We start from the raw sequence: 25,994 nt of genomic DNA on the forward strand, positions 1-25,994 counted from the left end.
TATTGATTCAATCAATATTGACAGTGATTCGATCCATGATGGATGGTCAATCCATGGACACCGACCTCAGCACCCCGCCCGTACCCCGCGGCCTCGCCGGCGTGGTCGTCACCGACACCGCCCTCGGCGACGTCCGCGGCCGCGAGGGCTTCTACCACTACCGCCAGTACTCGGCCGTCGACCTCGCCACGAGCCGCGGCTTCGAGGACGTCTGGCACCTGATGGTCCGCGGCGCGCTGCCCGGGCCCGCCGAACGCGCCGCCTTCGCCGCCGAAGTGGCCCCGCTGCGCAGGCTCCCCGCCGAGGTCCGCGGCGCGCTCCCCGCCCTCGCCCGTGCCACCGCGCCCGCCGGCCCCCTCGCCGGACTGCGCACGGCGCTCTCCCTGTTCGGCGCCTGCGCCGGGTTCCGTCCCTTGTACGACCTCACCCCCGAGCGCCGCGCCGCCGACGCGCTGGCCGCCTGCGCCGCCGTACCCACCCTGCTCACCGCGCTGCACCGGCTCGGCCGGGGACTGGAGCCGGTGGAGCCGCGCGACGACCTCCCCTACGCCGCCAACTACCTGTACATGCTGACCGGTGAGGAGCCCGACCCCGTCCGGGCCCGGGCCGTCGAGCGCTACCTCATCTCCACCATCGACCACGGCTTCAACGCCTCGACCTTCACCGCGCGGGTCATCGCCTCCACCGGGGCCGACGTGGCGGCCTGCCTGACCGGCGCGATCGGCGCGCTCTCCGGCCCGCTGCACGGCGGCGCCCCCAGCCGCGCCCTGGACACCCTCGACGCGATCGGCACCGCCGACCGGATCGACCCCTGGATCCGCGCACGCGTCCTCGCGGGAGAGCGGATCATGGGCTTCGGCCACCCCGTGTACCGCACCGAGGACCCGCGTTCGCGCATGCTCCGCGAGATCGCGACGCAGTTCGGCGGGCCGCTCGTCGACTTCGCCGTCGAGGTCGAACGACGCGTCGAAGAGATCCTCGCGGAGCTGAAGCCGGGCCGCGAACTCCACACCAACGTCGAGTTCTACGCGGGGGTGGTGATGGAACTGTGCGGGCTGCCCCGCGAGATGTTCACCCCCACCTTCTGCGCCGCGCGGGTGGTCGGCTGGAGCGCGAACATCCTGGAGCAGGCGGCCGATTCGAAGATCATCCGGCCCGCCGCCCGGTACGTCGGCCCGACCCCGCCGCAGCCGGTGCCCCCGCTCGGCTGAGCCGTGCCCGGCCGTCGCACACGCTCTACCATCGACCGGATGAGCACCAGCGAGACCCAGCAGAGCCGTCGGCCGCGGACCCGGCGGCCCATCCCCGTCGTCGTCCTCGCCGGATTCCTCGGATCCGGCAAGACCACCCTGCTCAACCACCTCCTCGCGCACCGCGCGGGCACCCGGATCGGGGTGGTCGTCAACGACTTCGGCTCCATCGAGATCGACGCGATGTCGGTCGCCGGGCAGGTCGGTGACTCGATGGTCTCCCTCGGCGGGGGCTGCCTGTGCTGCGCGGTCGACGGCAGCGAGCTGGACGCGTACCTCGCCAAGCTCGCCGATCCCGCCCACCGGATCGACGTGATCGTCATCGAGGCGAGCGGGCTGGCCGAGCCGCAGGAGATGATCCGGATGCTGGTGGCCGGGGAGAACCCGGACGTCCACTACGGCGGCATGGTCGAGGTCGTCGACGCCGCCGAATTCGACGCGACCCGCCGCGAGCACCCCGAGACCGACCGCCACCTCGCCGTCGCCGACCTCGTCGTGCTCAACAAGACCGACCGGGTCGACGCCGCCGAGCGGGCCAGGGTCGAGTCCGTCCTCGGCACGCTCTGCCCCGGCATCCCGCTCGTCGCCGCCGACCACGGCCGCATCGATCCCGAACTGTTCTTCGACCGCCGCCCCTGGACCGAGACGCGCGGTCAGCTGTCCTTCGAGGACCTGCTCACCCGGGCCGCGGACGAGGACGGGGACCACGGCGGGCACGCGCACGCGCAGTACGAGACCACCGAGTTCACCGCCGACGGGGCGCTCTCGCCCCGCCGGTTCATCGACTTCCTCGACGCGCGCCCCGCCGGGCTCTACCGGATCAAGGGCTTCGTCCACTTCGGCGTACCGGGCCACGAGGAGAAGTACGAGGTCCACGCCGTCGGCCGGTTCCTGCGCTTCGCCCCGCTGCCCTGGGGCCGCGACGAACCCCGGCGCACCCAGCTCGTCCTGATCGGCCGCGGCACCGACGGCCCCGCCCTGCTGCGCGGACTGGAGGCCTGCCGCGAGAGCGCCCCCGAGGACGCCCCCGCCGACAGCATGTGGGGCGTCCTGCGGTACGTCCGCCAGGACGCACCGGAACCGGCCGGCCCGGTGGACCCCTTGGACCCTGCCGACCCGCCCGTCTAAAGGCCGGCCGGGTCGGCCGGCCTTCGGACTCCTTACAGCACGGCCCCCGCCAGCGCGGTCACCGTCGCCGGCAGCGGGGTGCCCGAGCCGTCGCGGCGCGGGTCCGGCACCGGCAGTTCGGCCGGGGTGCCGTTCGCCCCCGCCGCCCGGACCGGCGTACCGCCCGCCCAGGCCAGCACCAGTACGTCCTCGCCCTTGAGGAAGCGCTGGCAGCGCACGCCGCCGGTGGCCCGGCCCTTGCGCGGGTACTGGTCGAAGGGGGTCAGCTTGCCCGACTGGACCGAATCGTCCAGGGTGCCGTGCGAACCGGCCACCGTGAACACCACGCCGTCGCGCGCCGGGTCCACCGCCGAGAAATGGATCACCTTGGCGTTCTCGGAGAGCTTGATGCCCGCCATGCCGCCCGCCGGACGGCCCTGCGGACGGACCTGCGCCGCCGGGTAGCGCAGCAGCTGGGCGTCGTCGGTGATGAAGACCAGGTCCTCCTCGCCGGTGCGCAGTTCGACCGCGCCGACGATCCGGTCGCCCTCCTTGAGGGTGATGACCTCCAGCTCGTCCTTGTTCGCCGGGTAGTCCGGCACGACCCGCTTGACCACGCCCTGCTCGGTGCCGAGGGCCAGCCCCTGCGAGGACTCGTCCAGCGAGGTCAGGCAGATCACCGTCTCGTCCGCCTCCAGCCCGGAGAGGAACTCCGCGACCGGGGCCCCGCCCGCGAGGTTCGGCGCCACGTGCGTGTCCGGCAGCTGCGGCAGGTCGATCACCGGCAGCCGCAGCAGCCGCCCGGCCGAGGTCACCACGCCCACGTCGGCCCGCGCGGTCGCCGCGACCTGCGAGACGATCAGGTCGTGCTTGGCCCGGGGGGCGCCGTCCACGACGGGCGGCAGCGCGTCGCCGTTGGCCGTACGGGCCAGCAGGCCGGTCGAGGACAGCAGCACCCGGCAGGGGTCGTCCGCGACCTCCAGCGGAACCGCCGCGACCGTCGCGCCCGCCGACTCCAGCAGCACCGTGCGCCGCTCGGTGCCGAACTTCTTCGCGACCGCCGCCAGTTCGCTGGAGACCATCTTGCGCAGCTCGGTGTCCGACTCCAGGATCCCGGTCAGCTCGTCGATCTCGCCGTTGAGGCGGTCCTGCTCGCTCTCCAGCTCCAGCCGGTCGAACTTGGTGAGGCGGCGCAGCGGGGTGTCCAGGATGTACTGGGTCTGGATCTCGCTCAGCGAGAACCGCTCGATCAGCCGGGCCTTGGCCTGCGCGGAGTTCTCGCTGTCCCGGATGAGCCGGATGACCTCGTCGATGTCGACGAGGGCCACCAGCAGGCCCTCCACGAGGTGCAGCCGGTCGCGCCGCTTGGTGCGGCGGAACTCGCTGCGGCGGCGCACGACCTCGAAGCGGTGGTCGAGGTAGACCTCCAGCAGCTCCTTGAGGCCCAGCGTCAGCGGCTGCCCGTCCACCAGCGCGACGTTGTTGATGCCGAAGGTCTCCTCCATCGGCGTCAGCTTGTACAGCTGCTCCAGCACGGCCTCGGGGTGGAAGCCGTTCTTGATCTCGATGACCAGGCGCAGGCCGTGCGAGCGGTCCGTGAGGTCCTTCACATCGGCGATGCCCTGGAGCTTCTTCGAACCGACCAGGTCCTTGATCTTCGCGATGACCTTCTCGGGGCCCACCGCGAAGGGCAGTTCGGTGACGACCAGGCCCTTGCGGCGGGCCGTGACGTTGTCCACGGAGACCGTGGCGCGGATCCGGAAGGTGCCGCGCCCGTTCTCGTAGGCGTCCTTGATGCCGGACAGGCCCACGATCCGGCCGCCGGTGGGCAGGTCCGGACCCGGGACGAAGCGCATCAGCGCCTCCAGGTCCGCCTCCGGGTAGCGGATCAGGTGGCGGGCGGCGGCGATGACCTCGCCCAGGTTGTGCGGGGGCATGTTGGTGGCCATGCCGACCGCGATCCCGGAGGCGCCGTTGACCAGCAGGTTCGGGTACGCCGCCGGCAGCACCGCCGGTTCGAGCTCCTGGCCGTCGTAGTTCGGCGCGAAGTCGACCGTGTGCTCGTCGATGGACTCCGTCATGAGCGAAGCGGCGTCGGCCATCTTCGACTCGGTGTACCGCATCGCGGCGGGCGGGTCGTCGTTGCCGAGCGAACCGAAGTTGCCGTGGCCGTCGACCAGCGGCAGGCGCATCGAAAAGGGCTGGGCCATGCGCACGAGGGCGTCGTAGATCGACGCGTCACCGTGCGGGTGGAGCTTGCCCATGACCTCGCCGACGACGCGGGCGCACTTCACGTAACCCCGGTCGGGGCGCAGCCCCATCTCGTTCATCTGGTAGACGATGCGGCGGTGCACCGGCTTCATGCCGTCGCGGGCGTCGGGCAGGGCGCGGGAGTAGATCACCGAGTACGCGTACTCGAGGAAGGAGCCCTGCATTTCGTCGACGACGTCGATGTCGAGGATCTTCTCCTCGAAATCCTCCGGCGGCGGGGTCTTCGTGCTGCGGCGGGCCATCGCTGCGCGGCTCCTTAACCATGGTGAGGGGGCTGGGTCGGCTGGGTCTGACGCGGACCATTGTGGCCCGAGGCACCGACAACGCCGACTCCGACCCAGGAGTGACCCGGGAACTTCTCCAGGGGCCGACGCGCTTGCATACAGTGACAGGTCTGACGGAATTCTCTACATCGCGATCGAAGGGACCACATGCCCATGGGTCACACGGCCACAGCTCAGGCCGGCTCCGGCGGCCTGACAGCGACCGAGCACCGGCTGGCCAACGGCCTGCGCGTGGTGCTCTCCGAGGACCACCTGACCCCGGTCGCCGCGGTCTGCCTGTGGTACGACGTCGGTTCGCGGCACGAAGTCAAGGGCCGGACCGGTCTGGCTCACCTCTTCGAGCACCTGATGTTCCAGGGCTCGAAGAGCGTCTCCGGGAACGGCCACTTCGAACTGGTGCAGGGCGCGGGCGGTTCGCTCAACGGCACCACCAGCTTCGAGCGCACCAACTACTTCGAGACGATGCCCACGCACCAGCTGGAACTCGCGCTGTGGCTGGAGGCGGACCGGATGGGCTCGCTGCTGGCCGCCCTGGACGACGAGTCCATGGAGAACCAGCGCGACGTCGTCAAGAACGAGCGCCGCCAGCGCTACGACAACGTCCCCTACGGCACGGCGTTCGAGCGGCTGACCGCGCTCGCCTACCCCGAGGGCCACCCGTACCACCACACCCCGATCGGCTCGATGGCCGACCTGGACGCGGCCTCGCTGGAGGACGCGCGGACCTTCTTCCGCACGTACTACGCGCCGAACAACGCCGTCCTGTCGGTCGTCGGCGACATCGACCCCGAGCAGACGCTCGCCTGGATCGAGAAGTACTTCGGCACCATCCCCGCGCACGACGGCAAGCAGCCGCCGCGCGACGGCTCGCTGCCCGACACCATGGGCGGCCAGCTCCGCGAGGAGATCGTCGAGCAGGTCCCGGCCCGCGCCCTGATGGCCGCCTACCGGCTACCGCACGACGGCACCCGCGACTGCGACGCCGCCGACGTGGCCCTGACCATCCTGGGCGGCGGCGAGTCCTCCCGGCTCCACAACCGCCTGGTCCGCCGCGACCAGAGCGCCGTGGCGGCCGGATTCGGCATGCTGCGCCTGGCCGGCGCCCCCTCGCTGGGGTGGCTGGACGTCAAGACCTCCGGCGGGGTCGAGGTGCCCGACATCGAGGCCGCCGTCGACGAGGAACTCGCGCGGTTCGCCGCCGAGGGCCCGACCGCCGAGGAGATGGAGCGCGCGCAGGCCCAGCTGGAGCGCGAATGGCTGGACCGGCTGAGCACGGTGGCCGGCCGCGCCGACGAACTGTGCCGCTTCGCGGTGCTCTTCGGCGACCCGCAGCTGGCGCTCACCGCCGTCGGCCGGGTCCTGGACATCACCGCCGAAGAGGTCCAGGCCGTGGCCGCGTCCCGGCTGCGCCCGGACAACCGCGCCGTGCTCGTCTACGAGCCGCTCGCGGCCGACGACGCCGAGGAAGCCGCCGAGAACGACGAGACCGAAGGGACGGAGCAGTGAGCGACACCGCAGCCGTCACGATGACCTTCCACCCCCGGCCGCAGCCCGGCGAGGCCCGGCCGTGGGCGTTCCCGGCCCCCGAGCGCGGTGCGCTGGACACCGGCCTGACCGTGCTGCGCTGCCACCGGCCCGGACAGCAGGTGGTGGCCGTCGAGATCAACCTCGCCGCCCCGCTGGACGCCGAACCGGCCGGGCTGGACGGCGTGGCCACGATCATGGCCCGCGCCCTGTCCGAGGGCACCGACAAGCACTCCGCGGAGGAGTTCGCGGCCGAGCTGGAGCGCTGCGGCGCCACCCTCGACGCGCACGCCGACCACCCCGGCATCCGGGTCTCCCTGGAGGTCCCGGCCTCCCGGCTCGCCAAGGCCCTGGGCCTGCTCGCCGAGGCCCTGCGCGCCCCCGCCTTCGCCGACAGCGAGGTGGACCGGCTGGTGCGCAACCGGCTCGACGAGATCCCGCACGAGCTGGCCAACCCGCAGCGCCGGGCCGCCAAGCAGCTCTCCCAGGAGCTGTTCCCGGCCACGCTGCGGATGTCCCGCCCGCGCCAGGGCACCGAGGAGACGGTGGCCCGGATCGACGCCGCGGCCGTACGTGCCTTCTACGAGGCCCACGTGCGCCCCGCCACCTCCACCGCGGTGGTGGTCGGCGACCTGACCGGCATCGATCTGGACGCCGTCCTCGCGGACACCCTGGGCACCTGGACGGGCGGCACGGCCGAGCCGCTCCCCGTACCGCCGATCACCGCGGACGACACGGGCCGCGTCGTCATCGTGGACCGGCCGGGCGCGGTGCAGACCCAGCTGCTCATCGGGCGGATCGGCGCGGACCGGCACGACCGCGTCTGGGCGCCCCAGGTGCTCGGCACGTACTGCCTGGGCGGCACCCTCACCTCCCGCCTGGACAAGGTGCTGCGCGAGGAGAAGGGCTACACCTACGGCGTGCGCGCCTTCGGGCAGGTGCTGCGCTCCACCGCCGACGGCACCGGCGCGTCGATGCTCGCCATCAGCGGTTCGGTGGACACCCCCAACACGGGCCCGGCGCTGGAGGACCTCTGGAAGGTGCTGCGCACCCTCGCGGAGGGCGGTCTGACCGACGCGGAGCGGGACGTGGCGGTGCAGAACCTGGTGGGCGTGGCCCCGTTGAAGTTCGAGACGGCCGCGTCCGTCGCGGGGACCCTGGCCGACCAGGTCGAGCAGGGCCTGCCGGACGACTACCAGGCGCGGTTGTACGCGCGGCTGGCCGAGACGGGCACGGTGGAGGCCACCTCCGCCGTCGTCAACGCCTTCCCGGTGGACCGGCTCGTGACGGTGCTCGTCGGTGACGCCGCGCAGATCGAGGCGCCGGTGCGCGCGCTCGGAATCGGTGACGTGCGCGTCGTCGCGAACTGACGGTGAACCGCCCATGAACTGAGCGGGCGCGGAAGGGGTTTCGGTGACTTGGCCACCGGAACCCCTTTTGTCCGTTTGGCGGAGAGGTTGCTTCTATGTCACGTGACGTAGCTAACAATGGGGCGCGTGTGTTTGGTGATTACCCGAAGATCCGCCTAGCGTCGGGCGTGCTGTCCGTCAGTTGTGAACGCCGCACTCGCGGCACCGGGCAGCGATCGCCGAGTCCCCGTCAGGCGCGAGCCTGGGGAGCCGGGGACCCACAGTCCCTGGGGTGAATCGGGCCATCTCGCAAGAGGGGGCCCGTAGGAGACCTTCCTGCTCCGAACCCGTCAGCTAACCCGGTAGGCGAGAGGGAAGGAAAGGATCAGCCCCTTCATGGCGTTCGGCAGCAGTCGTGCCTCTTCCGGCAAGCACCGTGGTTCCAGCCGTCTGAGCCGGAAGACCGCAGGTGTCGCCGGCATAGCCGCCCTCGCCGCCACCGGCGTCGCGGCCAGCCTCGCAGCCCCGGCCTTCGCCGCGGACAACCACCACACCACCGCCCCCCAGGGTGACGGCATGAACGCCGTCGTCGTCGCGGACACCCTCGCCGGCGACCTGGAGGCCCAGGCCGACGCGCAGCGCAACGCCGCCGACGCCGCCGCCCTCAAGGCGCAGGCCGAGGCCGAGGCGAAGACGAAGGCCGCCGAGGCCCGCCGCATGGCCGAGGCGAAGGCCAAGGCCGAGCGCGAGGCCAAGGAGCGCGCGGACCGCGAAGAGGAGCGCAAGCGCCTCAACGCCTTCGTGCTGCCGGTCACCGGCTCCTACGTCAGCACCCAGTACGGCGCGGGCGGCAGCGCCTGGTCCTCCGGCAGCCACACCGGCGTCGACTTCCACGCCGCCGAGGGCACCGTCGTCCACGCCGTGGGCGCGGGCGTCGTCGTCGAGGCCGGCGACGGCGGTGCGTACGGCAACAACATCGTCATCAAGCACAACGACGGTACGTACACCCAGTACGGCCACCTCTCGCGGCTGAGCGTCTCCGCCGGCGAGCAGGTCACCGCGGGCCAGCAGATCGGGCTGTCGGGCAACACCGGCAACAGCTTCGGCGCGCACCTGCACTTCGAGGCCCGTACCGGCCCGTCCTACGGCTCGGACATCAACCCGCTGGCCTACCTGCGGTCCAAGGGCGTCGAGATCTGACCCGCCCGCGCACGCGCTGACCGAAGGCCCCGGCTCATCGAGCCGGGGCCTTCGTGTCGTGCGCGCCTTTGTGCCCCTTTCCGAAAACCGTCCTCGGAAAAGAGCGCGCGTTGCCATAGAGTCGCGGTAATGGATTCGGCGGCAACGGTATTCAGCGGAGGTCCGGTCTTGCGAATTCCCGCGCACGCGGTTTGTACGGCGATCCGCGACGACATCGTCTCCGGGGTCTTCGGCCCGGGCTCCCGCCTCACCGAGGAGCTGCTCGCCCGGCGCTACGGAGTCTCCCGCGTCCCCGTCCGGGAGGCACTGCGCACCCTGGAGTCCGAGGGCTTCGTCACCACCCGCCGGCACGCGGGCGCCTGCGTCGCCGAGCCGACCGAGCAGGAGGCGGCCGACCTCCTGGAGGTCCGGATGCTGCTGGAGCCCCTCGCGGCGGCCCGGGCCGCCCGTCGGCGCAGCGAGGCGCACCTGAAGGTGCTGCGGGGGCTGGTCCGGCTGGGCCAGGAGCGGGCCAGGAGGGGGCAGGGGGAGGATCTGCGGTCCCTGGGCGGCTGGTTCCACGAGACGCTCGTGCAGGCCTCGGACAGCCCCGGCCTGATCGCGCTGCTCACGCAGATGCGCCACAAGGTCGCCTGGATGTACGCCGTGGACGCTCCGGTGCGGCCCGTGGAGTCCTGGGCGGAGCACGGCGCGATCGTGGACGCGGTGGCGCGCGGTGACGCGGAGCGGGCGCGGGCGCTGACCGCGGCCCACGCCGACCGCGCGGCCGGAGCGCACCGGCTGCGCGTGAGGACTTCGCAACCTGCCGTAAACATGGCGAGCGGCGGGCTTTAACACGGTCCCGATACAAAGGATTGATTTACCGGGCGGGAATTGTTTTTCCGGCCGCGTGGGTGCGTTCCGAATAAACGAAAAGGTCCGGGGCTGTTACGCGGCTTCGGGCGTTGCCGGGAAATGCGGCGGAGCCGTGGCCCCGGGTGAGGGGGCCACGGCTCCGCCGTGGGTGGCGCGTGGGCCGGACCCGGGGGTCAGGCGGGGTCAGACGGTCTCGGGAAGCTCTTCGAGACCCTCGGCGACCAGCTTCGCCAGACGGTCCAGCGCGGCGTCCGCGCCCTCGGCGTCGGACGCGAGGACGATCTCCTCGCCGCCCTGGGCGCCCAGGCCCAGGACCGCGAGCATGGACGCGGCGTTGACCGGGTTGCCGTCGGCCTTGGAGATGGTCACCGGGACGCCGGAAGCGGTCGTCGCCCGGACGAAGATCGAGGCGGGACGAGCGTGCAGGCCCTCGGCCCAGCCGACGTTGACGCGGCGCTCTGCCATGGTGATGCCCTTCAGGTTCTTACGGTTGTCTAGACCAGTCTCTCACGGCACTCCGAGTGCTCCGGCCGACCTTCGGCCCCCGTTCACCTGCCGTTCGACCCCCCCACAGCTTGCACTGGTTTGCCCCGGCTCGGCTACTGCGCCGCGCGCACGAGGCCCGGCGGGTGCGCCCCCGCCCGCCGCCCGCCCTCCGTCCGCCCAAACCAGGCTCTAGGGTGGCTGCATGACCACCGCGTCGGACCCCTCGTACCCGGCCCACTGGGAAGCGGACGTCGTGCTGCGCGACGGCGGCACCGCCCGGATCCGCCCCATCACGCCCGAGGACGCGGAGCGCCTGGTCAGCTTCTACGAACAGGTCTCGGACGAGTCGAAGTACTACCGGTTCTTCGCCCCCTACCCCCGGCTGTCCGCCAAGGACGTGCACCGCTTCACCCACCACGACTACGTGGACCGGGTCGGCCTCGCGGCCACCGTCGGCGGCGAGTTCATCGCGACCGTCCGCTACGACCGCATCGGCCCCGACGGGCGCCCCGCCTCCGGAGCGGCCGACGAGGCCGAGGTCGCCTTCCTCGTCCAGGACGCCCACCAGGGCCGCGGGGTCGCCTCCGCCCTCCTCGAACACATCGGCGCGGTCGCGCGCGAGCGCGGGATCCGCCGCTTCGCCGCCGAGGTCCTGCCCGCCAACGTCAAGATGATCAAGGTCTTCAAAGAGGTCGGCTACCAGCAGAAGCGCACCTTCGAGGACGGCTCGGTCCACCTCGACCTCGACCTCGAACCCACCGCCGAATCCCTGGCCGTCCAGCGGGCCCGCGAACAGCGCGCCGAGGCCCGCTCCGTCCAGCGGCTGCTCGCCCCCCGCTCGGTCGCCGTGATCGGCGCCAGCCGCAGCGGCACCGGTGTGGGCGCCGCCGCCCTGCGCAACCTCCGCGACAGCGGCTTCGAGGGCGCGCTCCACGCGGTCAACCACGCCGTGACCTCCGAGACCCTGCTCGGCGTACGGGCGTACCGCACGCTCGGCGGCATCGGCGAACCGGTCGACCTCGCCGTGGTGGCGGTGCCCGCCGAGCGGGTCCCCGAGGTCGTCGCGGACTGCGGGAAGCACGGGGTCCAGGGCCTGGTGGTGCTGTCCGCGGGCTACGGCGAGAGCGGGCCGACCGGGCTCGAACGCCAGCGAGAACTGGTGCGCCAGGCGCGTACGTACGGCATGCGCATCGTCGGCCCCAACGCCTTCGGCGTGATCAACACCGCGCCCGGGGTCCGGCTCAACGCCTCGCTGGCGCCCGCGCCGACCCCCGAGCCCGGGCGGATCGGCCTGTTCACTCAGTCCGGGGCCATCGGCATCGCCCTGCTCGCGGGACTGCTCCGGCGCGGCGAGAGCCTGTCGTCCTTCGTCTCGGCGGGCAACCGGGCGGACGTCTCGGGCAACGACATCCTGCAGTACTGGTACGACGACCCGGCCACCGACGTCGGCCTGCTGTACCTGGAGACCCTCGGCAACCCGCGCAAGTTCACCCGCATCGCGCGGCGCACGGCGGCCGTGAAGCCGGTGGTCGTGGCCAAGGGGGGCCGCCACAGCGGCGTCACCCCGGCCGGGCACGCGGTCCCCGGCACCCGGCTGCCCGACGCCACCGTCTCGGCGCTGCTGCGCCAGGCCGGGGTGATCCGGGTGGACACGGTGACCGAGCTGGTGGACGTCGGGCTGCTGCTCGGGTCGCAGCCGCTGCCGGGCGGGCCGCGGGTGGCGATCCTCGGGAACTCCGAGTCGCTGGGCGTCCTCACGTACGACGCCTGCCTGACCGAGGGGCTGCGGCCCTGGCCCCAGCTGGACCTGACGACGGAGGCGACCCCGGAGGACTTCCGGGCCGCGCTGGTGACGGCGCTGGCCGCCGACGCGAACGACGCGGTGATCGTCACCGCGATCCCGGCCGTCGGGCGCCAGGACCTGACGGAGGGGCTCGCGGCGGCCATCAGGGAGGCGGTGGCGGCGGTGCCGGGGAAGCCGGTGGCGGTCGTGCACGTGGAGCTCGGCGCCCTGGCGGAAGCCCTCTCCGAAGCCACCACCCGTGCCGCGGCCACCCCCGCCGCCTCACACGTCGGCGGGGCTGGGACATCCGCCCCCGCGGGCCCGCCTGCGGCTGAGCCGTTCGCCTCAAACGCCGGCGGGGCTGGATATGGCGCGGCTGAGCCCTCCGCCCCGAAGGCTGGTGGGGCAATTCCAGCCCGCCCGGCGTTTGAGGGCCCGCCGGAGGCTGCGGACGGTGGATACGGCTCGCACTCGGCGTCGCACCCGTCGGCCACGTCTACCTGCACCGGGTGGCCCGCAGAGCGCGGGGGAGCCGGGGACCCGGGGTCGGCCGGGCGCGGAGGCGCCGGGGACCCGGGGCCAGCCGGGCACGGGGGCGCCGGGGGCCAAGGGCCGGCCGGGGACCGGGGGCGGGGGAGGGTGCCTGCGTATCCCGCGGCCGAGCGGGCCGTGCGGGCGCTGGCCGAGGCGGTCCGCTACGCCCACTGGCGACGGGACACGGCCGACCCCGGCCGCGTACCCGAGTTCGACGACATCGACGAGCCCGGCACGGCGGCCCGCCTGGCCACCCACCTCGCGGCGAGCGACGGCCCCCTGACCCTCCCCGACGACGCGACCCGCGACCTGCTCGCCCGCTACGGCATCCACGTGCGCCCCACCCTCCCCGCACCCACCCCCGACGCGGCCGCACGGGCCGCCGCCGCGCTCGGCTACCCGGTCGTGCTCAAGACCACCGCCCCGCACCTGCGCCACCGCGCGGACCTGGGCGGCGTACGCCTGGACCTGACCACCGAAGCGGAGCTGCGCCGGTCCTACGACGAGCTGACCGACTCCCTCGGCACCCCCGCCGAGCTGCTGCCGGTCGTCCAGGCCATGGCCCCGCGCGGGGTGGACACGGTCGTGCGGGCCCTGGTCGACCCCGGCGCGGGCGCCGTGCTCTCCTTCGGCCTCGCCGGGGTCGCCTCCGAACTCCTCGGCGACACCGCCCACCGGCTCGTCCCCGCGACCGACCGGGACGCCGCCGAACTGATCCGGTCCATCCGGACCGCCCCGCTCCTCTTCGGCTGGCGCGGCAGCGACCCCGTGGACACACCGGCCCTGGAAGAACTGCTGCTGCGGCTGTCCCGGCTGGTCGACGACCACCCCGAGGTGGTCGCCGTCTCCCTGGAACCGGTCGTGGTCGCCACCGAGGGCCTCTCGGTGCTCAGCGCCACCCTCCGCATCGCCCGTCCCCCCGCCCGCACGGACCTCGGGCCGCGCACCCTCCCCAGTTACTAGGCGCCCCTCGGCCAGTGGACCCCGCCGGGCAGGCCGAGGCGCCCCGTACGGGCCTTAGGATGGACCTCATGGCGAAATCCGGTACGACGACCCAGGGGCTGCGCGCGGCGATCGAGCGCAGCGGCTACTACCCGGCCCTCGTGGCCGAGGCGGTGGAGGCCGCCGTGGGCGGCGAGCCGATCTCGTCGTACCTGGTCCACCAGGAGACCACCTTCGACTCGAACGAGGTCCGCCGGCACGTCACCGTCCTCGTCCTCACCGGCAACCGCTTCATCGTGAGCCACACCGACGAGCAGGCCGCCGACGCCGGGTCCCCGTCCCCGTACGCGACGACCTCGACCGAGTCGGTCAAGGTCGCCGGCATCTCCTCGGTGGTGCTCAGCCGCGTCGTCGCCAACCCGGAGTCCTACACCCCGGGCACCCTGCCCCGCGAGGTCGTCCTGACCATCGGCTGGGGCGCGGTCTCCCGGATCGACCTGGAGCCCGCCGCCTGCGGCGATCCGAACTGCGACTCCGACCACGGCTACACCGGCAATTCCACCGCCGACGACCTCAGCCTGCGGGTCAGCGAGGCGGGCGACGGCCCCGAGGCCGTGCGCCAGACCCTCCTCTTCGCGCAGGCGCTCAGCGAGGCCACCGCGGCCACGACCACCCCGGCCGCCCGCTGATGACGCATTCCGCGCAGCGGGACTGGCAGGAGCCGGAGCTGCTGGACCTGTCCGGCGCGCCCGTTCCGCACTACGGCACCGGTTCGCTCGCCGACCTGCTGCCCACCCTCGCGGCGGGCCAGGGCGTCCCCGGCCTCACCGCGGGCATCGCCGAGCTGACCCCGGCCGACCGGAACTGCGTGTTCCTGATCGACGGGCTCGGCTGGGAGCAGATCAAGGCCCACCCGGCCGAGGCCCCCTTCCTGACCTCCCTCCTCGGCAGCTCGCGCGGCGGCACCGGCCGCCCGATCACCGCGGGCTTCCCGGCGACCACGGCCACCTCGCTGGCCTCCGTCGGCACCGGACTGCCCCCCGCCGCGCACGGCCTGCCCGGCTACGCCGTGCGCAATCCGGCGAGCGGCGAACTGATGAACCAGCTGCGCTGGAAGCCGTGGACCCAGCCGAAGACCTGGCAGCCCTACCCGACCGTCTTCCAGCTGGCCGACGCCGCCGGGGTCGCCACCTCGCAGGTGACCTCCCCGGACTTCCAGCACACCCCGCTCACCAAGATCGCGCTGAGCGGCGGCAGCTTCCACGGCCGGATCACCGGCGAGGACCGGATGGACCTCGCGGCCCTGCGCCTCGCCGCCGGCGACCGCTCGCTCGTCTACACGTACTACAGCGAACTGGACGGCGCCGGGCACCGCTTCGGCGTCGACTCCGACGCCTGGCGCGGCCAGCTGATGCACGTCGACCGGCTCGTCCAGCGCCTGGCCGAACAGCTCCCGCCGCGCTCCGCGCTCTACGTCACCGCCGACCACGGGATGGTCGACATCCCCTTCGACGAGGACGCGCGGATCGACTACGACGAGGACTGGGAACTGGGCGCGGGCGTGGCCCTGCTCGGAGGCGAGGGCCGGGCCCGGCACGTGTACGCCGTCCCGGGGGCGCAGGCCGACGTACTGACCGTGTGGCGCGAGGTGCTCGGCGACCGGTTCTGGATCGCGAGCCGTGAAGAGGCGCTGGACCTGGGCTGGTTCGGCGCTCCCGGTGCCTGCGACGAGCGGGTGCGGGGGCGGATCGGGGACGTCGTCGCCGCCGCCCACGCGCAGGTCGCGATCACCGCGTCCCGGACCGAGCCGAACGAGTCCGCGCTCGTCGGCATGCACGGTTCGATGACCGCCGCCGAACAGCTCGTCCCGCTGCTCGAAGTGCGCACCTCCTAGCGGCCCCGCCGCCGCCCCTTCCGGCCCGCCCCTCCCACCCCGCCTCGCCGATCCCGAAAGGTCCCGTACTTCCCATGCCCGAGCTGGCCTTTTTCTCCGGAACCATGGACTGCGGGAAGAGCACGCTGGCGCTCCAGATCGCCCACAACCGCGACGCCCGGGGCCTCCAGGGCGTGATCTTCACCCGTGACGACCGGGCGGGCGAGGGCAAGCTGTCCTCGCGCCTCGGCCTGGTCACCGAAGCGGTCGAGGCGCCGCAGGACATGGACCTGTACGCCTACCTGGTCGCCCAGCTCTCCCAGGGCGGCCGGGTGGACTACGTGATCGTCGACGAGGCCCAGTTCCTCACCCCCGACCAGATCGACCAGCTCGCCCGGATCGTGGACGACCTCGGTCTGGACGTCTTCGCCTTCGGCATCACCACCGACTTCCGCACCAAGCTCTTCCCCGGCTCGCAGCGGCTGATCGAGCTGGCCGACCGGATCGAGCAGCTCCAGGTCGAGGCCCTGTGCTGGTGCGGCGCCCGCGCCACGCACAACGCCCGCACGGTGGGCGGGGAGATGGTCGTCGAGGGCGCCCAGGTGGTCGTCGGCGACGTCAACCGCCCCGCGGAGGAGGTCGGTTACGAGGTCCTCTGCCGCCGCCACCACCGCCGCCGGATGACCTCGGCCGCCGCCCACGCGGGCGCCCTCTCACCGGACGTCCTCCCGGTCACCTCGGGCTGAGACCGGGCCCGCGCCCGCCCTATGATGCGGTGATCATCACGGCACGGGGGGCGATGCGTGAGCGCGTACACGAGTGGGAACGGCAATGGTTACGGCAACGGTCACGGTCAGGGGTACGGGAGCGGGAGCGGGCCCGGCGGCGGACGGCGGCGCGGGTGCGTCGGGCTCCTGCTGCTGCCGGTCCACCTCGCCGGGCGGGTGCACCGGCCCACCCGGCCCGACCGGCTCGTCGACCCGGCCATCGAGCGCGCGCAGATCGCCCGTTCGCTCATCGGGCTGTTCGCCACTCTCTGGCTGCTCTACTCCTACCCCGTCAAGGAGTCGGCCCAGGGCCTGATGGAGGACCGGCTCGTCGAACTGATCCTGAGCGCGGGCCTGTTGCTGGTGCTCGCCCCGCTCCTGATCGGCGCCTTCGTGTGCGCCGCCCGCCCGCCGGGCCCGGCCTTCTACCGGCGGCGGCTGCGCGGGCCGCTGATCTCGCTGGGCGCGCTCCTCGCCACCGCCGCCCTGTTCTGGGGCGGGGTGCTCCAACAGGGCCTGAGCACCACGCTGTTCGGGGCCGGACCGCTGGGCATGCTGCTGACGCCCGTCCTCGGGTTCCTCGCCCTCTTCTCCATCCCCTTCACCCTCGCGTCGGCGGCGCTCTGCGTGCACCACGCCTTCCGCACCGCCGACGTCCACGAGGTGCTGCCGCCCCTGATATCACCCGTGCTGGTGTGGGCGCTCGCCGTCGTCCAGGTCTTCGACAACGCGCCGGTCGACGCCCCGCTCCCGGTCCGGATCCTCTTCCTGCTCGGCCCGCCGCTGTCGGTGACCGCGCTGTCCGCCTGGGAACTGCGCCGCTTGCGGGTGCGGTACGGGATCACCCTGCGCGCGGCGCTGGGGCGGCCGGTGCCGGGGGTCAGCGCGCGCCGGGGTTCCGCCGGACGAGGGTGAACACCGCGCCCTCCGGGTCCGCGACCAGCGCGAGCCGGCCGAGCGCGCCGTCGTGCGGCGCGTCGAGCACCCGGCCGCCCAGCTCGACGACCCGCAGCACCGCCGCGTCGGGATCGGCGACCTCGAAGAAGGTCATCCAGTGCGCGCCGCGCTCGTGCGGCAGCGCCCGGCCGACACCGTGCACCGAGGCGACCGGGCGGCCCTCCAGGCGCAGGGTCAGGTGGTCGAAGTCGGGCTCCTCCGCGGACTCGACCTCGTGCCCGAAGACCGTCTCGTAGAACTTGCCGACGGTGGAGGTGTCCTGGGTGACCAGTTCGTTCCAGACCGGGGTGCCGCTGCGCCCGGCCAGCCGGGTGCCCATGTGGCCCTCGGCCTGCCAGATGCCGAAGGTGGCGCCCACCGGGTCCGAGCAGATCGCGACCCGGCCCGCGGCGCCCGCGTCGAGCGGCCCCACCGCGACGGTGCCCCCGCAGGCGCGGATGGACTCGGCCGTGGCGTCGGCGTCGTCGGTGGCGAGGTACGTCGTCCAGGCCACCGGCAGCTGGCGGTCGGGCGGCAGCTCGCCGATGCCCGCCACCTCGTGCCCGTCCAGCAGGGCCCGGACGTACGGGCCGAGCTGGTGGGGCCCCGGAGCGTACTCCCAGCCGAACAGGTCGGCGTAGAAGTCCTCGGTGCTGCCGAGGCCGTGCACCATCAGGCTCACCCAGCAGGGTGTGCCGGGAGTGCGCCGCGTCGCTCCCGCTGCCTCGGTCATGTCAGCCTTCTCCTCCGTCGTGACGCGCCCCGTGTCGGGGCTGATGTTTCCACCCCGGGGGCCCTCCCGCGCCCCGACCGGGCCGCTTTTCCGGGTGCCGCGACAGAGATGACCGAATCACTACGGGCCCTTCCTGTCCGGCTCGTGACGTGGGCCGACCGGGTGAGGAGGAAGATGACCCGCATGACTGTGAAGCCCGCGGGGCCCGTGAAGCCCGTGAAGTCCGCGATCGTGTCCGCGTCCGAACTGATGGCCGAGCTGGCGGGGGACCGCCAGCCGGTGCTCCTGGACGTCCGGTGGCAGCTGGGCGGTCCCGACCTGCGATCCGCCTACGAGGCCGGTCACCTGCCCGGTGCGGTGTACGTCGACCTCGATCATGAACTCGCAGGTCCGCCGGGGTCGGGCGGCCGCCACCCGCTCCCCGACCCGGAGGCCTTCGGGGCGGTCATGCGGCGGGCCGGGGTCTCGGCCGGGAGCCAGGTCGTCGCGTACGACGGGGGCCAGGGCTGGGCGGCGGCGCGGGCGTGGTGGCTGCTGCGCTGGACGGGGCACGGGGACGTCCGGGTGCTGGACGGGGGGCTGGCCGCGTGGACGGCGGCCGGGGGCGCGGTGACGGCCGCGGCGTCGGCTCCGGCCGAGGGTGATTTCAAGCCAAACCCGGGGGCGGCGGGCGGGGTGGGGCTCCTGGACGCCGACGCGGCGGCGGTCCTGGCCGGGACCGGGGTGCTGCTGGACGCCCGGGCGGGGGAGCGGTACCGGGGGGAGGTGGAGCCGATCGACCCCGTCGGGGGGCACATCCCGGGGGCGCTGTCGGCGCCGACCTCGGAGAACGTGGGCCCGGACGGGCGCTTCCTCCCGGCGGACGCCCTGCGGGCGCGCTTCGCCGGGCTGGGGGCGGCCGATGAGGGGGTCGCGGTGGGCGTGTACTGCGGGTCGGGGGTGTCCGGGGCGCACGAGGTGCTGGCGCTGGAGGTGGCGGGGATCCGGGCCGCCCTGTACGCGGGCAGCTGGTCTCACTGGTCCGCCGACCCCACCCGCCCGGTGGCCACGGGCCCGTCCCCCGCCTGACCGCCCGGGGGCGCTTCCCCTCCGGCGCCCCCGAACCGCCGCCGCGCGACCCCGGCCCTGCCTCCGGCGGCGCCTCAAACGCCGGCGGGGCTGGATGTGGCTGCGCCCGGAGCGGCTTGTGCTGCCTGCGGCGGCGTTGCCTCTGGCGGGGCTGGGCGTGGCCGGAGGCTTGGGTGTGGCGTGGGCGCGGAGCGGCGTGTGCGGGCCGGAGGCGGCTGCTGTTGCCTCCGGCGGCGCCTCAAGCGCCGGCGGGGCTGGATGTGGCTGGCGGTGTTGGCTGCGGTCGGCACCGGGTTGCGAGGCTGCGCACGTGGCGTCGCGCCTTGGGCCGGCCCGGTGGGCGCGTGCTTCAGCCTGCCCGGCGTTTGAGGGTCCGCCGGAGGCCGCGAAGCGGATCGGCGCCGCACCGGGGCAGGCGATTCAGCCCGCCCGGCGATTGAGGGCCCGCCGGAGGCGGCGAGGCCGGTCGGCTCGGGGCGGAGGCGGTTCAGCGCCCGGCGATTGAGGGCCCGCCGGGGGCAGGGAAAGCGACCGGCACGGGGACGCAGACAGCCCGCCCGGCGTTTGAGGGCGGCGGGGGAGCCCCGGGGCCGGGGCCCCGAGGTGGGTTACTCCTGTTTTTTGCGGCGCGTGCCGAAGACGATCTCGTCCCAGCTCGGGACGGCGGCCCGGCGGCCGGGACGGACGCCATCGGCTTCCGCCTGACGGTCCGTCGTCCCCGTGAGCCGGTCCCGGTGCCCCGCCACCGTCCGCGGCATCAGGACATCCGCGTACGCGGCCCCCGCCCCGGCCGACGCGGCCGGCGGCTGCTCCGCCACGGGCTCGTCCGGCTCCACGGGCTCGGTGACCGCGGGACGCTCGGGTACGACCAGGTCGCCCCGGAAGCTCGGCACCGCCTCCAGCAGGCTGGTCAGCGAGTCCCGCTCCTCCTCCGGCTCCGGCGGAGGCGGCGGCACGGGCCGCTCCAACTGCCGGTCGAGGGCGCGGTCGAGCGGCCGGTCCCGCGGCAGCCGCGCGATCCTCGGCACGAACGGGAAGCTCGGCTCCGGCGTCGCGGGCAGGTCGTCCGACTCGCCGATCAGCGAGCGGGCCTCGTCGTCCACGGCCACGACCAGGCGGCGCGGGGGATCGTAGGTCCAGCTCGCGGAATGCGTTTCGGCCGCCACCCGGTAGACCAGGAGGACCTCCCACGTGCCGTCGTCACGGCGCCAGGAGTCCCACTGGACGGATTCCTTGTCGGCCCCGCGCAGCGTCAGCCGCTCCTGCACGGCCTCGCCGAGCTGGGGTCCGGTGTTCGTGTTCTCGCCGGGACGTCGCACGGAGGTCTTCCGGGCCCGCTCGGCCATGAACGCGCGCTCCGCGAGGACGGGGCCCTCGAAGCGGCGTACCCGGTCGACGGGGATGCCCGCGAGTTGAGCGACCTCCTCCGCGGAGGCACCGGCTCGTATCCGGGCCTGGATGTCGCGGGGGCGGAGGTGGCTCTCCACCTCGATCTCGATCTGGTTCAGGCGTGCGCGGTCGTTGCGCACGGCTGCCCGCAGCCGCTCATCGATCGGAAGGGTGTACTCCGTGCTGTCCGCAGCTTTGAGCACCAGTCGTGTGCCGTCATTGGAGACGGCCACGACACGCAGTTCGGGCATGGGGACCTCCCGGGTGGTGCCTGCCGACGTCACGTGCGTCGCTGCTTCCGCTAGTCGAGTGTGGCCTGCCCGGGTGCAGCCTGCCACAACCTTGCCGAGTTCATCCGGCGTGTCGGGCATGCGCCCTTGATCGCCGTTATGGCACGGTTACCTGTTGGCCACACACAGTGACCGGACAGTCACTCTGCGCATCAGGAATCCGTGAGATTCCGCGGCATTGCCGGTTTCGAGCGCCGATCCTGCACCAGTCGGCTCCCTCTCCCGAGTCCGGACATCCGAAAGGAAGGACGGCCCCAGGGCTCGCCACAGTACTCCATTCGGGCCATGCGGGTGGACCGGCGCGCCGCCGAACTTGTCCGACGGCAGGGGAGTTGGAGGGTCGCCCTTCCGTGCGCGCGCGAACCCCCGCCGGAACCGGGTGTCGTGGTTCGTGGCGTGATTCACAGAATCACCCGAAATGGAACTATCCGCTTCGCCTGGGGGTCAGTAACTCCTGGAAGCACCGAAGCGAACGGGGTCCGGGCGCGGCAGAGGATGGGGATGGGTCACAAGACGACGCGGGGCATCGACACGAGGGAACCGACCGGTGGACCGCAGGCACCGCCGGAGACGAAGAAGCCGGAGACGAAGAAGCTGGATCTGAGCGCGGCTCAGGTCGCGGGGTCCTCGCTGGCCACCGTCGCGGCCGCGCTCCTCGCCTCGAAGCTCGGCGTGTACGGGACGATCCTCGGCGCGGGCGTGGTCAGCGTGGTCGCCACGGCGGGCGGCCCGGTCATCGGCCACTTCTTCCGGCGGACCGGCGACCAGCTGCGCGAGACGGCCAGGCCCCGGGCCCGGCAGGTCCCCGTCGCGCACGGGAACGGCGCGGACGGCACCGGCGGGCACACCACCGGCGTGCCGCCCCTCGCGGCGGCGCCGACCACCGCCTTCCCGACGGCCGGAGCGGCGGCCGTGCCGGACGAGGAGTTCGGCCGCGCCAGCACCCACGGCACCCGCGTCCGCGGCTGGAAGCGCACGGCCGTCGCCGCGGGCACCGCCTTCGCCATCGCGCTGGGCGGCATCGCCGGGTACGAGGCCCTCTCCGGCGGGTCGGTGGGCGAGCGCCCGCTGTACACCGCGGTGACCGGCGGCTCCGGGAGCGCGGACAGGAAGCCGGACCCGGCGCCCACTGCGGACGACCGCCACGGCGCCGGGGACCGGCCGCGCGAGGAGGGTCCCGGAACCGGGAGTTCCACGAGCCCGTCACGGTCCCCCGGCGGGCAGGACCCGAGCCCCGGCCCGGACCCTTCCCGCTCCACCGGACCGACCCCGAGCCCCGACCCCTCGCGGTCCACCGGGCCGACGCCGACCCCCGCGCCCTCCCGGTCGACCCCGGCGCCGACCCCGGTGAAGCCGACGCCCCCGGCCGGCCAGGGCGGCCCGAGCCCCTCCTGATGCCGGCCCGGGGCGGCCCCCTGACCCCGGGTCAGTCGCCCAGCACCCGCCGTAGGTAGTCGTTCGCGAACACCCGCTCCGGGTCCAGCCGGTCCCGCAGCGCGGTGAACTCGCCGAAGCGGGGGTAGGCGCGGGCGAAGTACTCCGCGTCCCGCGTGTGCACCTTGCCCCAGTGCGGGCGTCCGCCGTGTGCCGTGAAGATCTGCTCGGCGGCGGTGAAGTACGCCTGGTAGGGCGTGCCCTTGTAGAGGTGGACCGCGATGTACGCGCTGTCGCGGCCGGATGCCGTCGAGAGGGTGATGTCGTCCGCCGGGGCCGTGCGCACCTCCACCGGGAAGCTGACGCGCAGGCTGGAGCGGTCGACCATCGCCTTCAGCTCCCGCAGCGCCTCGACCAGCCGCTCGCGCGGAAGGGCGTACTCCATCTCGATGAAGCGCACCCGGCGCGGGGTCGTGTACACCTTGTACGGGATGTCCGTGTAGGTGCGCGCGGAGAGGGCGCGGCTGGCGATCCGGGCGATGCCGGGGATGGCCGCCGGGACCGCGCGCCCGAGGGAGTTGGCGACCTGGAAGATCCCGTTCGAGAGCAGTTCGTCCTCGATCCAGGCGCTGACCGCGCTGGGCGGGGCGGCGGGGCCCTGGCTGCGGTTGTTGCGCTTGGTGTTGCAGTTGCCGGTGTGCGGGAACCAGTAGAACTCGAAGTGCTCGTTCTCCGCGACGTGCTGGTCGAACTCGGCGGTCACCCGGTCGAAGGCCATGGGCTCCTCACGGGCGGTCAGGAAGAACAGCGGCTCGACGGCGAAGGTGAGCGCGGTGACGATGCCGAGGGCGCCGATGCCGAGCCGGGCGGCCGCGAAGACCTCCGGATTCTCCTTCTCCGAGCAGACGAGCAGCCGTCCGTCGGCCGTGACCAGCTCCAGCCCGCGGATCTGCGCGGACAGGGAGGCGGAGTCGCGGCCGGTGCCGTGCGTACCGGTGCTGGTCGCCCCCGAGACCGTCTGCTCCATGATGTCGCCCATGTTGGTGAGCGAGAGGCCCTCCCGGGCCAGGGCGAGGTTGAGGTCCTTGAGGACCGTGCCCGCCGCCACCGTGACCGTCCCGGCGGCCCGGTCGATCTCCCGGATCCCGGCCAGGGCCTGCGGGCGGACCAGGACGCCGTCCGTGGCGGCGGCCGAGGTGAAGGAGTGGCCGCTGCCGACCGCCTTCACCCGCAGGCCGTCCGAGGCGGCCCGGCGGACCGCCTCCTGGAGCTCGCCGACCGAGGCCGGGGTCACGACCCGGGCGGGGGTCGCGCGGACGTTGCCCGCCCAGTTACGCCACGCTGCGGTCGGTGCCGTGCCGCGGCCCGCTCCGCTCTTGCCTGCTGTCCCCGTCGTCGCCATCGTTGGAGGGCTCCTCCCCTTGCGCCGGCCTCGTCAGCCGGCGGTAACCCGCGAACGCCACCGCCGCCGCGGCGGCCCCCGCCGCGATCGAGACGACGTATCCGCTGCGGGCGCCGGACGCGTCGATGACCCAGCCGGCCACGGAAGAGCCGACCGCGACACCGACCGCGAGGCCGGTGCTGATCCAGGTCATGCCCTCGGTCAGCTTCGCGCGCGGTACGTGCGCCTCGATCAGGGCCATCGTGGTGATCATCGTGGGAGCGATGGCGAGGCCCGAGACGAAGAGCGCCACGGCCAGAAACGGAAGGTTCCCGGCCAGTAGGAGGGGGATCATACTCACGGCCATCGCACAAATGCCCAGCACCCACCTGCGTTCGGGCTTCCCCTTGAGGTGGAGCAGGCCGAAGGCGATCCCCGCGAGGCAGGAACCCAGCGCCCAGACGGCCAGGATCACGCTGGCCAGCGGCTTGTGGCCGCGCTCGTCCGCGAAGGCCAGGGTGGCCACGTCGATCGAGCCGAAGATCGCACCCGTGGCGACGAAGGTCCCCATCAGCACCTGGAGTCCGGGGGAGCGCAGGGCGGAGGTCCGGTCGGTGTGCTCGTCGTGCGGATGCGGCGCGGGTTCGGTGGCGCGCTGCGCCGTCAGCCACCACACACCGACCAGCAGGCAGACCGCGGCGAGCAGCGGGCCCGCCTCCGGGAACCAGGTGGTGGACAGCCCGATGGCGATGATCGGGCCGAAGATGAAGCAGACCTCGTCGATGACGGACTCGAAGGAGTAGGCGGTGTGCAGGCTCGGAGTGTCCCGGTAGATCGCCGTCCAGCGGGCGCGGATCATCGAGCCCACGCTCGGCACGCAGCCCGCGAGGACGGCGAAGACGAACAGGGTCCAGTCCGGCCAGCCGTTCGCCGCCGCCAGCAGCAGTCCCGTCACCGCGAGGACGGCGAAGAGGGTCGCGGGGCGCAGCACCCGCCGCTGGCCGTAGCGGTCCACCAGCTTGGAGACCTGGGGGCCGACCGCGGCGGCGGAGAGGGCGAGGGAACCGGTGAGGGCGCTGGCGAGGCCGTACCGCCCGGTGATCTCCGAGATCATCGTGAGGATGCCGACGCCGACCATCGACAGCGGCATCCTGCCGATGAGACCGGCGGCGCTGAACGCCTTGCTGCCGGGGGCGGCGAAGATCGCGCGGTAGGGACTGGGCAAGGTGCCCTCCGTAGGACGTCGGTGGCCCGTACAGGTTACGACCGCCGGTGCGGTGCCCGCAGGGGGAGCGAGAAGCAACTTAGGCTGACCTTACCTGCGCCGCGCCGTGCGGACGCCCCGCGCCCCGGGCGAGGCCGCTTCCCGTGCGTCGCGCGCGGGTGGCAGGATTCGGGGCATGTCAGACCAGCACTCCGCCGCCGCCCGCCCCGCCGGCCCCGAGACCGGAGCCGGCGGACCCGCCGCCCCCTACGACGCCCTGCTGCTGCTGTCCTTCGGCGGCCCGGAGGGCCCGGACGACGTGGTGCCCTTCCTGGAGAACGTCACGCGCGGCCGGGGCATCCCGCGCGAGCGGCTGAAGGAAGTGGGCAAGCACTACTTCGGCTTCGGCGGGGTCAGCCCGATCAACGGCCAGAACCGCGAGCTGCTGGGCGCGCTGCGCGAGGACTTCGCCGGGCACGGGCTGGACCTGCCGGTCTACTGGGGCAACCGGAACTGGGCCCCGTACCTGGACGACGTGCTGCGCGAGATGGCCGCCGACGGGCGCCGCCGCATCGCCGTCCTCGCCACCAGCGCGTACGCCTCGTACTCCGGCTGCCGGCAGTACCGCGAAAACCTCGCCGACGCGCTCGCCAAGGTCGAAGCGGACGGCCTGCAGCGGCCCCGCGTGGACAAGCTGCGGCACTACTTCAACCACCCCGGCTTCGTCGAGCCCATGATCGACGGGGTGCTCGCGGCGCTCGCGTCGCTGCCCGAGGAGACGCGCGCGGGCGCCCACCTCGCCTTCACCACGCACTCCATCCCGACCGCCGCGGCCGATGCCTCGGGACCGGTCGAGGACCACACGGAGCACGGCGAGGGCGGCGCCTACGTCAAGCAGCACCTGGACGTCGCCCGCGTGATCGCGGACGCGGTCCGGGAGCGCACCGGCGTCGAACGGCCCTGGCAGCTGGTCTACCAGTCCCGCAGCGGCGCCCCGCACACGCCCTGGCTGGAGCCGGACGTCTGCGACCACCTGGAGGCCCTGCACGCGGCCGGGGTGCCGGCCGCGGTGATGGTGCCGATCGGCTTCGTCTCCGACCACATGGAGGTCCTGTACGACCTCGACACGGAGGCCACCGCCAAGGCCGCCGAACTGGGGCTGCCGGTGGCCCGGTCGGCGACCGTGGGCGCCGACCCGCGGTTCGCGGCCGCCGTGCGTGAACTGCTGCTGGAGCGCGCGGCGGCCGAACGCGGCGAGCCGGTGGAGCGCTGCGCCCTCGGGCTGCTCGGGCCGAGCCACGACCTGTGCGCGGTGGGCTGCTGCCCGGCGCGCGCGCCCCGGCCCGCGGCCGCGGGCGCCGACAGTCCGTACGCGGACGCGTGAGGAGCCTGCC

General features: G+C 73.5%; 20 protein-coding genes and 1 riboswitch. Of the genes, 14 read left to right on the top strand and 6 right to left on the bottom strand.

The features are described 5' to 3' along the window. Positions 1-38 precede the first annotated feature (38 nt). The gene (locus AC0693_RS20220; protein ID WP_478802605.1) at positions 39-1,211 is read left to right on the top strand and encodes a citrate synthase/methylcitrate synthase; all 1,173 of its coding nucleotides are present in this window, start codon (positions 39-41) and stop codon (positions 1,209-1,211) included. Positions 1,212-1,250: 39 nt separating this feature from the next. After that, positions 1,251-2,378 (top strand): CobW family GTP-binding protein, encoded by a 1,128-nt coding sequence (locus tag AC0693_RS20225; protein WP_478802455.1) that lies wholly within the window; start codon positions 1,251-1,253, stop codon positions 2,376-2,378. A gap of 32 nt (positions 2,379-2,410) precedes the next feature. Here the strand turns inward: AC0693_RS20225 and AC0693_RS20230 are convergent, their stop codons facing one another. Next, positions 2,411-4,870 (bottom strand): DNA gyrase/topoisomerase IV subunit A, encoded by a 2,460-nt coding sequence (locus tag AC0693_RS20230; RefSeq protein WP_356406178.1) that lies wholly within the window; start codon positions 4,868-4,870, stop codon positions 2,411-2,413. Between the two features lie 195 nt (positions 4,871-5,065). Here AC0693_RS20230 and AC0693_RS20235 point away from each other — a divergent pair, with 195 nt between their 5' ends. The 4 genes from AC0693_RS20235 to AC0693_RS20250 all read left to right on the top strand — a co-directional run bounded on the left by AC0693_RS20235 (position 5,066) and on the right by AC0693_RS20250 (position 9,819). Then, positions 5,066-6,418, top strand: a complete 1,353-nt coding sequence (locus AC0693_RS20235; RefSeq protein ID WP_356406180.1) for a M16 family metallopeptidase — start codon at positions 5,066-5,068, stop codon at positions 6,416-6,418. Positions 6,419-6,438: 20 nt separating this feature from the next. Then, positions 6,439-7,806, top strand: coding sequence for a M16 family metallopeptidase (locus AC0693_RS20240; protein WP_468465133.1), 1,368 nt, complete (start codon positions 6,439-6,441; stop codon positions 7,804-7,806). 206 nt (positions 7,807-8,012) lie between these two features. After that, positions 8,013-8,169, top strand: a riboswitch (cyclic di-AMP (ydaO/yuaA leader). Between the two features lie 12 nt (positions 8,170-8,181). Continuing rightward, the gene (locus AC0693_RS20245; RefSeq protein WP_469319603.1) at positions 8,182-8,985 is read left to right on the top strand and encodes a M23 family metallopeptidase; all 804 of its coding nucleotides are present in this window, start codon (positions 8,182-8,184) and stop codon (positions 8,983-8,985) included. Positions 8,986-9,153: 168 nt separating this feature from the next. Continuing rightward, the gene (locus AC0693_RS20250; protein WP_356406184.1) at positions 9,154-9,819 is read left to right on the top strand and encodes a GntR family transcriptional regulator; all 666 of its coding nucleotides are present in this window, start codon (positions 9,154-9,156) and stop codon (positions 9,817-9,819) included. Positions 9,820-10,023: 204 nt separating this feature from the next. Here the strand turns inward: AC0693_RS20250 and AC0693_RS20255 are convergent, their stop codons facing one another. Next, positions 10,024-10,305 carry an HPr family phosphocarrier protein gene (locus AC0693_RS20255; protein ID WP_356406186.1) on the bottom strand — a complete coding sequence of 94 codons (282 nt, stop codon included), beginning with the start codon at positions 10,303-10,305 and terminating at the stop codon, positions 10,024-10,026. A 223-nt stretch (positions 10,306-10,528) separates the two neighbouring features. On the opposite strand from AC0693_RS20255, the gene AC0693_RS20260 reads away from it, so the two are divergent. The 5 genes from AC0693_RS20260 to AC0693_RS20280 all read left to right on the top strand — a co-directional run bounded on the left by AC0693_RS20260 (position 10,529) and on the right by AC0693_RS20280 (position 17,140). Next, positions 10,529-13,606: a bifunctional acetate--CoA ligase family protein/GNAT family N-acetyltransferase gene (locus AC0693_RS20260; RefSeq protein ID WP_478802456.1), complete on the top strand. Its 3,078-nt coding sequence runs from the start codon at positions 10,529-10,531 to the stop codon at positions 13,604-13,606. Between the two features lie 68 nt (positions 13,607-13,674). Beyond that, entirely contained in the window at positions 13,675-14,274 is a 600-nt protein-coding gene (locus tag AC0693_RS20265; protein ID WP_356406190.1) for a DUF5998 family protein, read from the top strand. Next, positions 14,274-15,479: an alkaline phosphatase family protein gene (locus tag AC0693_RS20270; RefSeq protein WP_469319601.1), complete on the top strand. Its 1,206-nt coding sequence runs from the start codon at positions 14,274-14,276 to the stop codon at positions 15,477-15,479. Before AC0693_RS20265 ends, AC0693_RS20270 begins: the two co-directional genes overlap by 1 nt. Before the next feature lie 74 nt (positions 15,480-15,553). After that, positions 15,554-16,204, top strand: a complete 651-nt coding sequence (locus AC0693_RS20275) for a thymidine kinase (RefSeq protein WP_356406194.1) — start codon at positions 15,554-15,556, stop codon at positions 16,202-16,204. Positions 16,205-16,261: 57 nt separating this feature from the next. Continuing rightward, positions 16,262-17,140, top strand: coding sequence for a hypothetical protein (locus AC0693_RS20280; protein ID WP_468464983.1), 879 nt, complete (start codon positions 16,262-16,264; stop codon positions 17,138-17,140). Here the strand turns inward: AC0693_RS20280 and AC0693_RS20285 are convergent. After that, the gene (locus tag AC0693_RS20285; protein ID WP_469319600.1) at positions 17,106-17,894 is read right to left on the bottom strand and encodes a VOC family protein; all 789 of its coding nucleotides are present in this window, start codon (positions 17,892-17,894) and stop codon (positions 17,106-17,108) included. The genes AC0693_RS20280 and AC0693_RS20285 overlap by 35 nt on opposite strands. Before the next feature lie 183 nt (positions 17,895-18,077). Between AC0693_RS20285 and AC0693_RS20290 the strand changes: the two genes are divergently transcribed. Further along, positions 18,078-18,962 (top strand): sulfurtransferase, encoded by an 885-nt coding sequence (locus AC0693_RS20290; RefSeq protein ID WP_478802457.1) that lies wholly within the window; start codon positions 18,078-18,080, stop codon positions 18,960-18,962. Between the two features lie 608 nt (positions 18,963-19,570). Here AC0693_RS20290 and sepH read toward each other — a convergent pair. Further along, positions 19,571-20,602 (bottom strand): septation protein SepH, encoded by a 1,032-nt coding sequence (gene sepH, locus AC0693_RS20295; RefSeq protein WP_469319598.1) that lies wholly within the window; start codon positions 20,600-20,602, stop codon positions 19,571-19,573. Between the two features lie 540 nt (positions 20,603-21,142). On the opposite strand from sepH, the gene AC0693_RS20300 reads away from it, so the two are divergent. After that, positions 21,143-22,036, top strand: coding sequence for a hypothetical protein (locus AC0693_RS20300; RefSeq protein ID WP_478802458.1), 894 nt, complete (start codon positions 21,143-21,145; stop codon positions 22,034-22,036). Positions 22,037-22,067: 31 nt separating this feature from the next. Here the strand turns inward: AC0693_RS20300 and AC0693_RS20305 are convergent, their stop codons facing one another. Together AC0693_RS20305 and AC0693_RS20310 are read right to left on the bottom strand one after the other, a co-directional pair. Further along, positions 22,068-23,417 (bottom strand): D-arabinono-1,4-lactone oxidase, encoded by a 1,350-nt coding sequence (locus AC0693_RS20305; protein ID WP_478802459.1) that lies wholly within the window; start codon positions 23,415-23,417, stop codon positions 22,068-22,070. After that, the gene (locus tag AC0693_RS20310) at positions 23,347-24,621 is read right to left on the bottom strand and encodes an MFS transporter (protein ID WP_478742521.1); all 1,275 of its coding nucleotides are present in this window, start codon (positions 24,619-24,621) and stop codon (positions 23,347-23,349) included. Before AC0693_RS20310 ends, AC0693_RS20305 begins: the two co-directional genes overlap by 71 nt. Positions 24,622-24,796: 175 nt before the next feature. Between AC0693_RS20310 and AC0693_RS20315 the strand changes: the two genes are divergently transcribed. Continuing rightward, on the top strand, positions 24,797-25,984 hold the full coding sequence (locus AC0693_RS20315) for a ferrochelatase (protein WP_478802460.1): 1,188 nt from the start codon (positions 24,797-24,799) through the stop codon (positions 25,982-25,984). Positions 25,985-25,994: the final 10 nt, after the last annotated feature.

The organism is Streptomyces sp. NPDC043876 (genome assembly GCF_056435825.1).

Coding starts and splice junctions, on each gene's coding strand:
- sepH (WP_469319598.1), bottom strand. CDS start 20,602: ATGCCCGAACTGCGTGTCGTGGCCGTCTCCAATGACGGCACACGACTG.
- AC0693_RS20260 (WP_478802456.1), top strand. CDS start 10,529: ATGACCACCGCGTCGGACCCCTCGTACCCGGCCCACTGGGAAGCGGAC.
- AC0693_RS20265 (WP_356406190.1), top strand. CDS start 13,675: ATGGCGAAATCCGGTACGACGACCCAGGGGCTGCGCGCGGCGATCGAG.
- AC0693_RS20300 (WP_478802458.1), top strand. CDS start 21,143: ATGGGTCACAAGACGACGCGGGGCATCGACACGAGGGAACCGACCGGT.
- AC0693_RS20270 (WP_469319601.1), top strand. CDS start 14,274: ATGACGCATTCCGCGCAGCGGGACTGGCAGGAGCCGGAGCTGCTGGAC.
- AC0693_RS20290 (WP_478802457.1), top strand. CDS start 18,078: ATGACTGTGAAGCCCGCGGGGCCCGTGAAGCCCGTGAAGTCCGCGATC.
- AC0693_RS20285 (WP_469319600.1), bottom strand. CDS start 17,894: ATGACCGAGGCAGCGGGAGCGACGCGGCGCACTCCCGGCACACCCTGC.
- AC0693_RS20245 (WP_469319603.1), top strand. CDS start 8,182: ATGGCGTTCGGCAGCAGTCGTGCCTCTTCCGGCAAGCACCGTGGTTCC.
- AC0693_RS20220 (WP_478802605.1), top strand. CDS start 39: ATGGATGGTCAATCCATGGACACCGACCTCAGCACCCCGCCCGTACCC.
- AC0693_RS20255 (WP_356406186.1), bottom strand. CDS start 10,305: ATGGCAGAGCGCCGCGTCAACGTCGGCTGGGCCGAGGGCCTGCACGCT.
- AC0693_RS20235 (WP_356406180.1), top strand. CDS start 5,066: ATGGGTCACACGGCCACAGCTCAGGCCGGCTCCGGCGGCCTGACAGCG.
- AC0693_RS20240 (WP_468465133.1), top strand. CDS start 6,439: ATGACCTTCCACCCCCGGCCGCAGCCCGGCGAGGCCCGGCCGTGGGCG.
- AC0693_RS20225 (WP_478802455.1), top strand. CDS start 1,251: ATGAGCACCAGCGAGACCCAGCAGAGCCGTCGGCCGCGGACCCGGCGG.
- AC0693_RS20305 (WP_478802459.1), bottom strand. CDS start 23,417: ATGGCGACGACGGGGACAGCAGGCAAGAGCGGAGCGGGCCGCGGCACG.
- AC0693_RS20315 (WP_478802460.1), top strand. CDS start 24,797: ATGTCAGACCAGCACTCCGCCGCCGCCCGCCCCGCCGGCCCCGAGACC.
- AC0693_RS20230 (WP_356406178.1), bottom strand. CDS start 4,870: ATGGCCCGCCGCAGCACGAAGACCCCGCCGCCGGAGGATTTCGAGGAG.
- AC0693_RS20275 (WP_356406194.1), top strand. CDS start 15,554: ATGCCCGAGCTGGCCTTTTTCTCCGGAACCATGGACTGCGGGAAGAGC.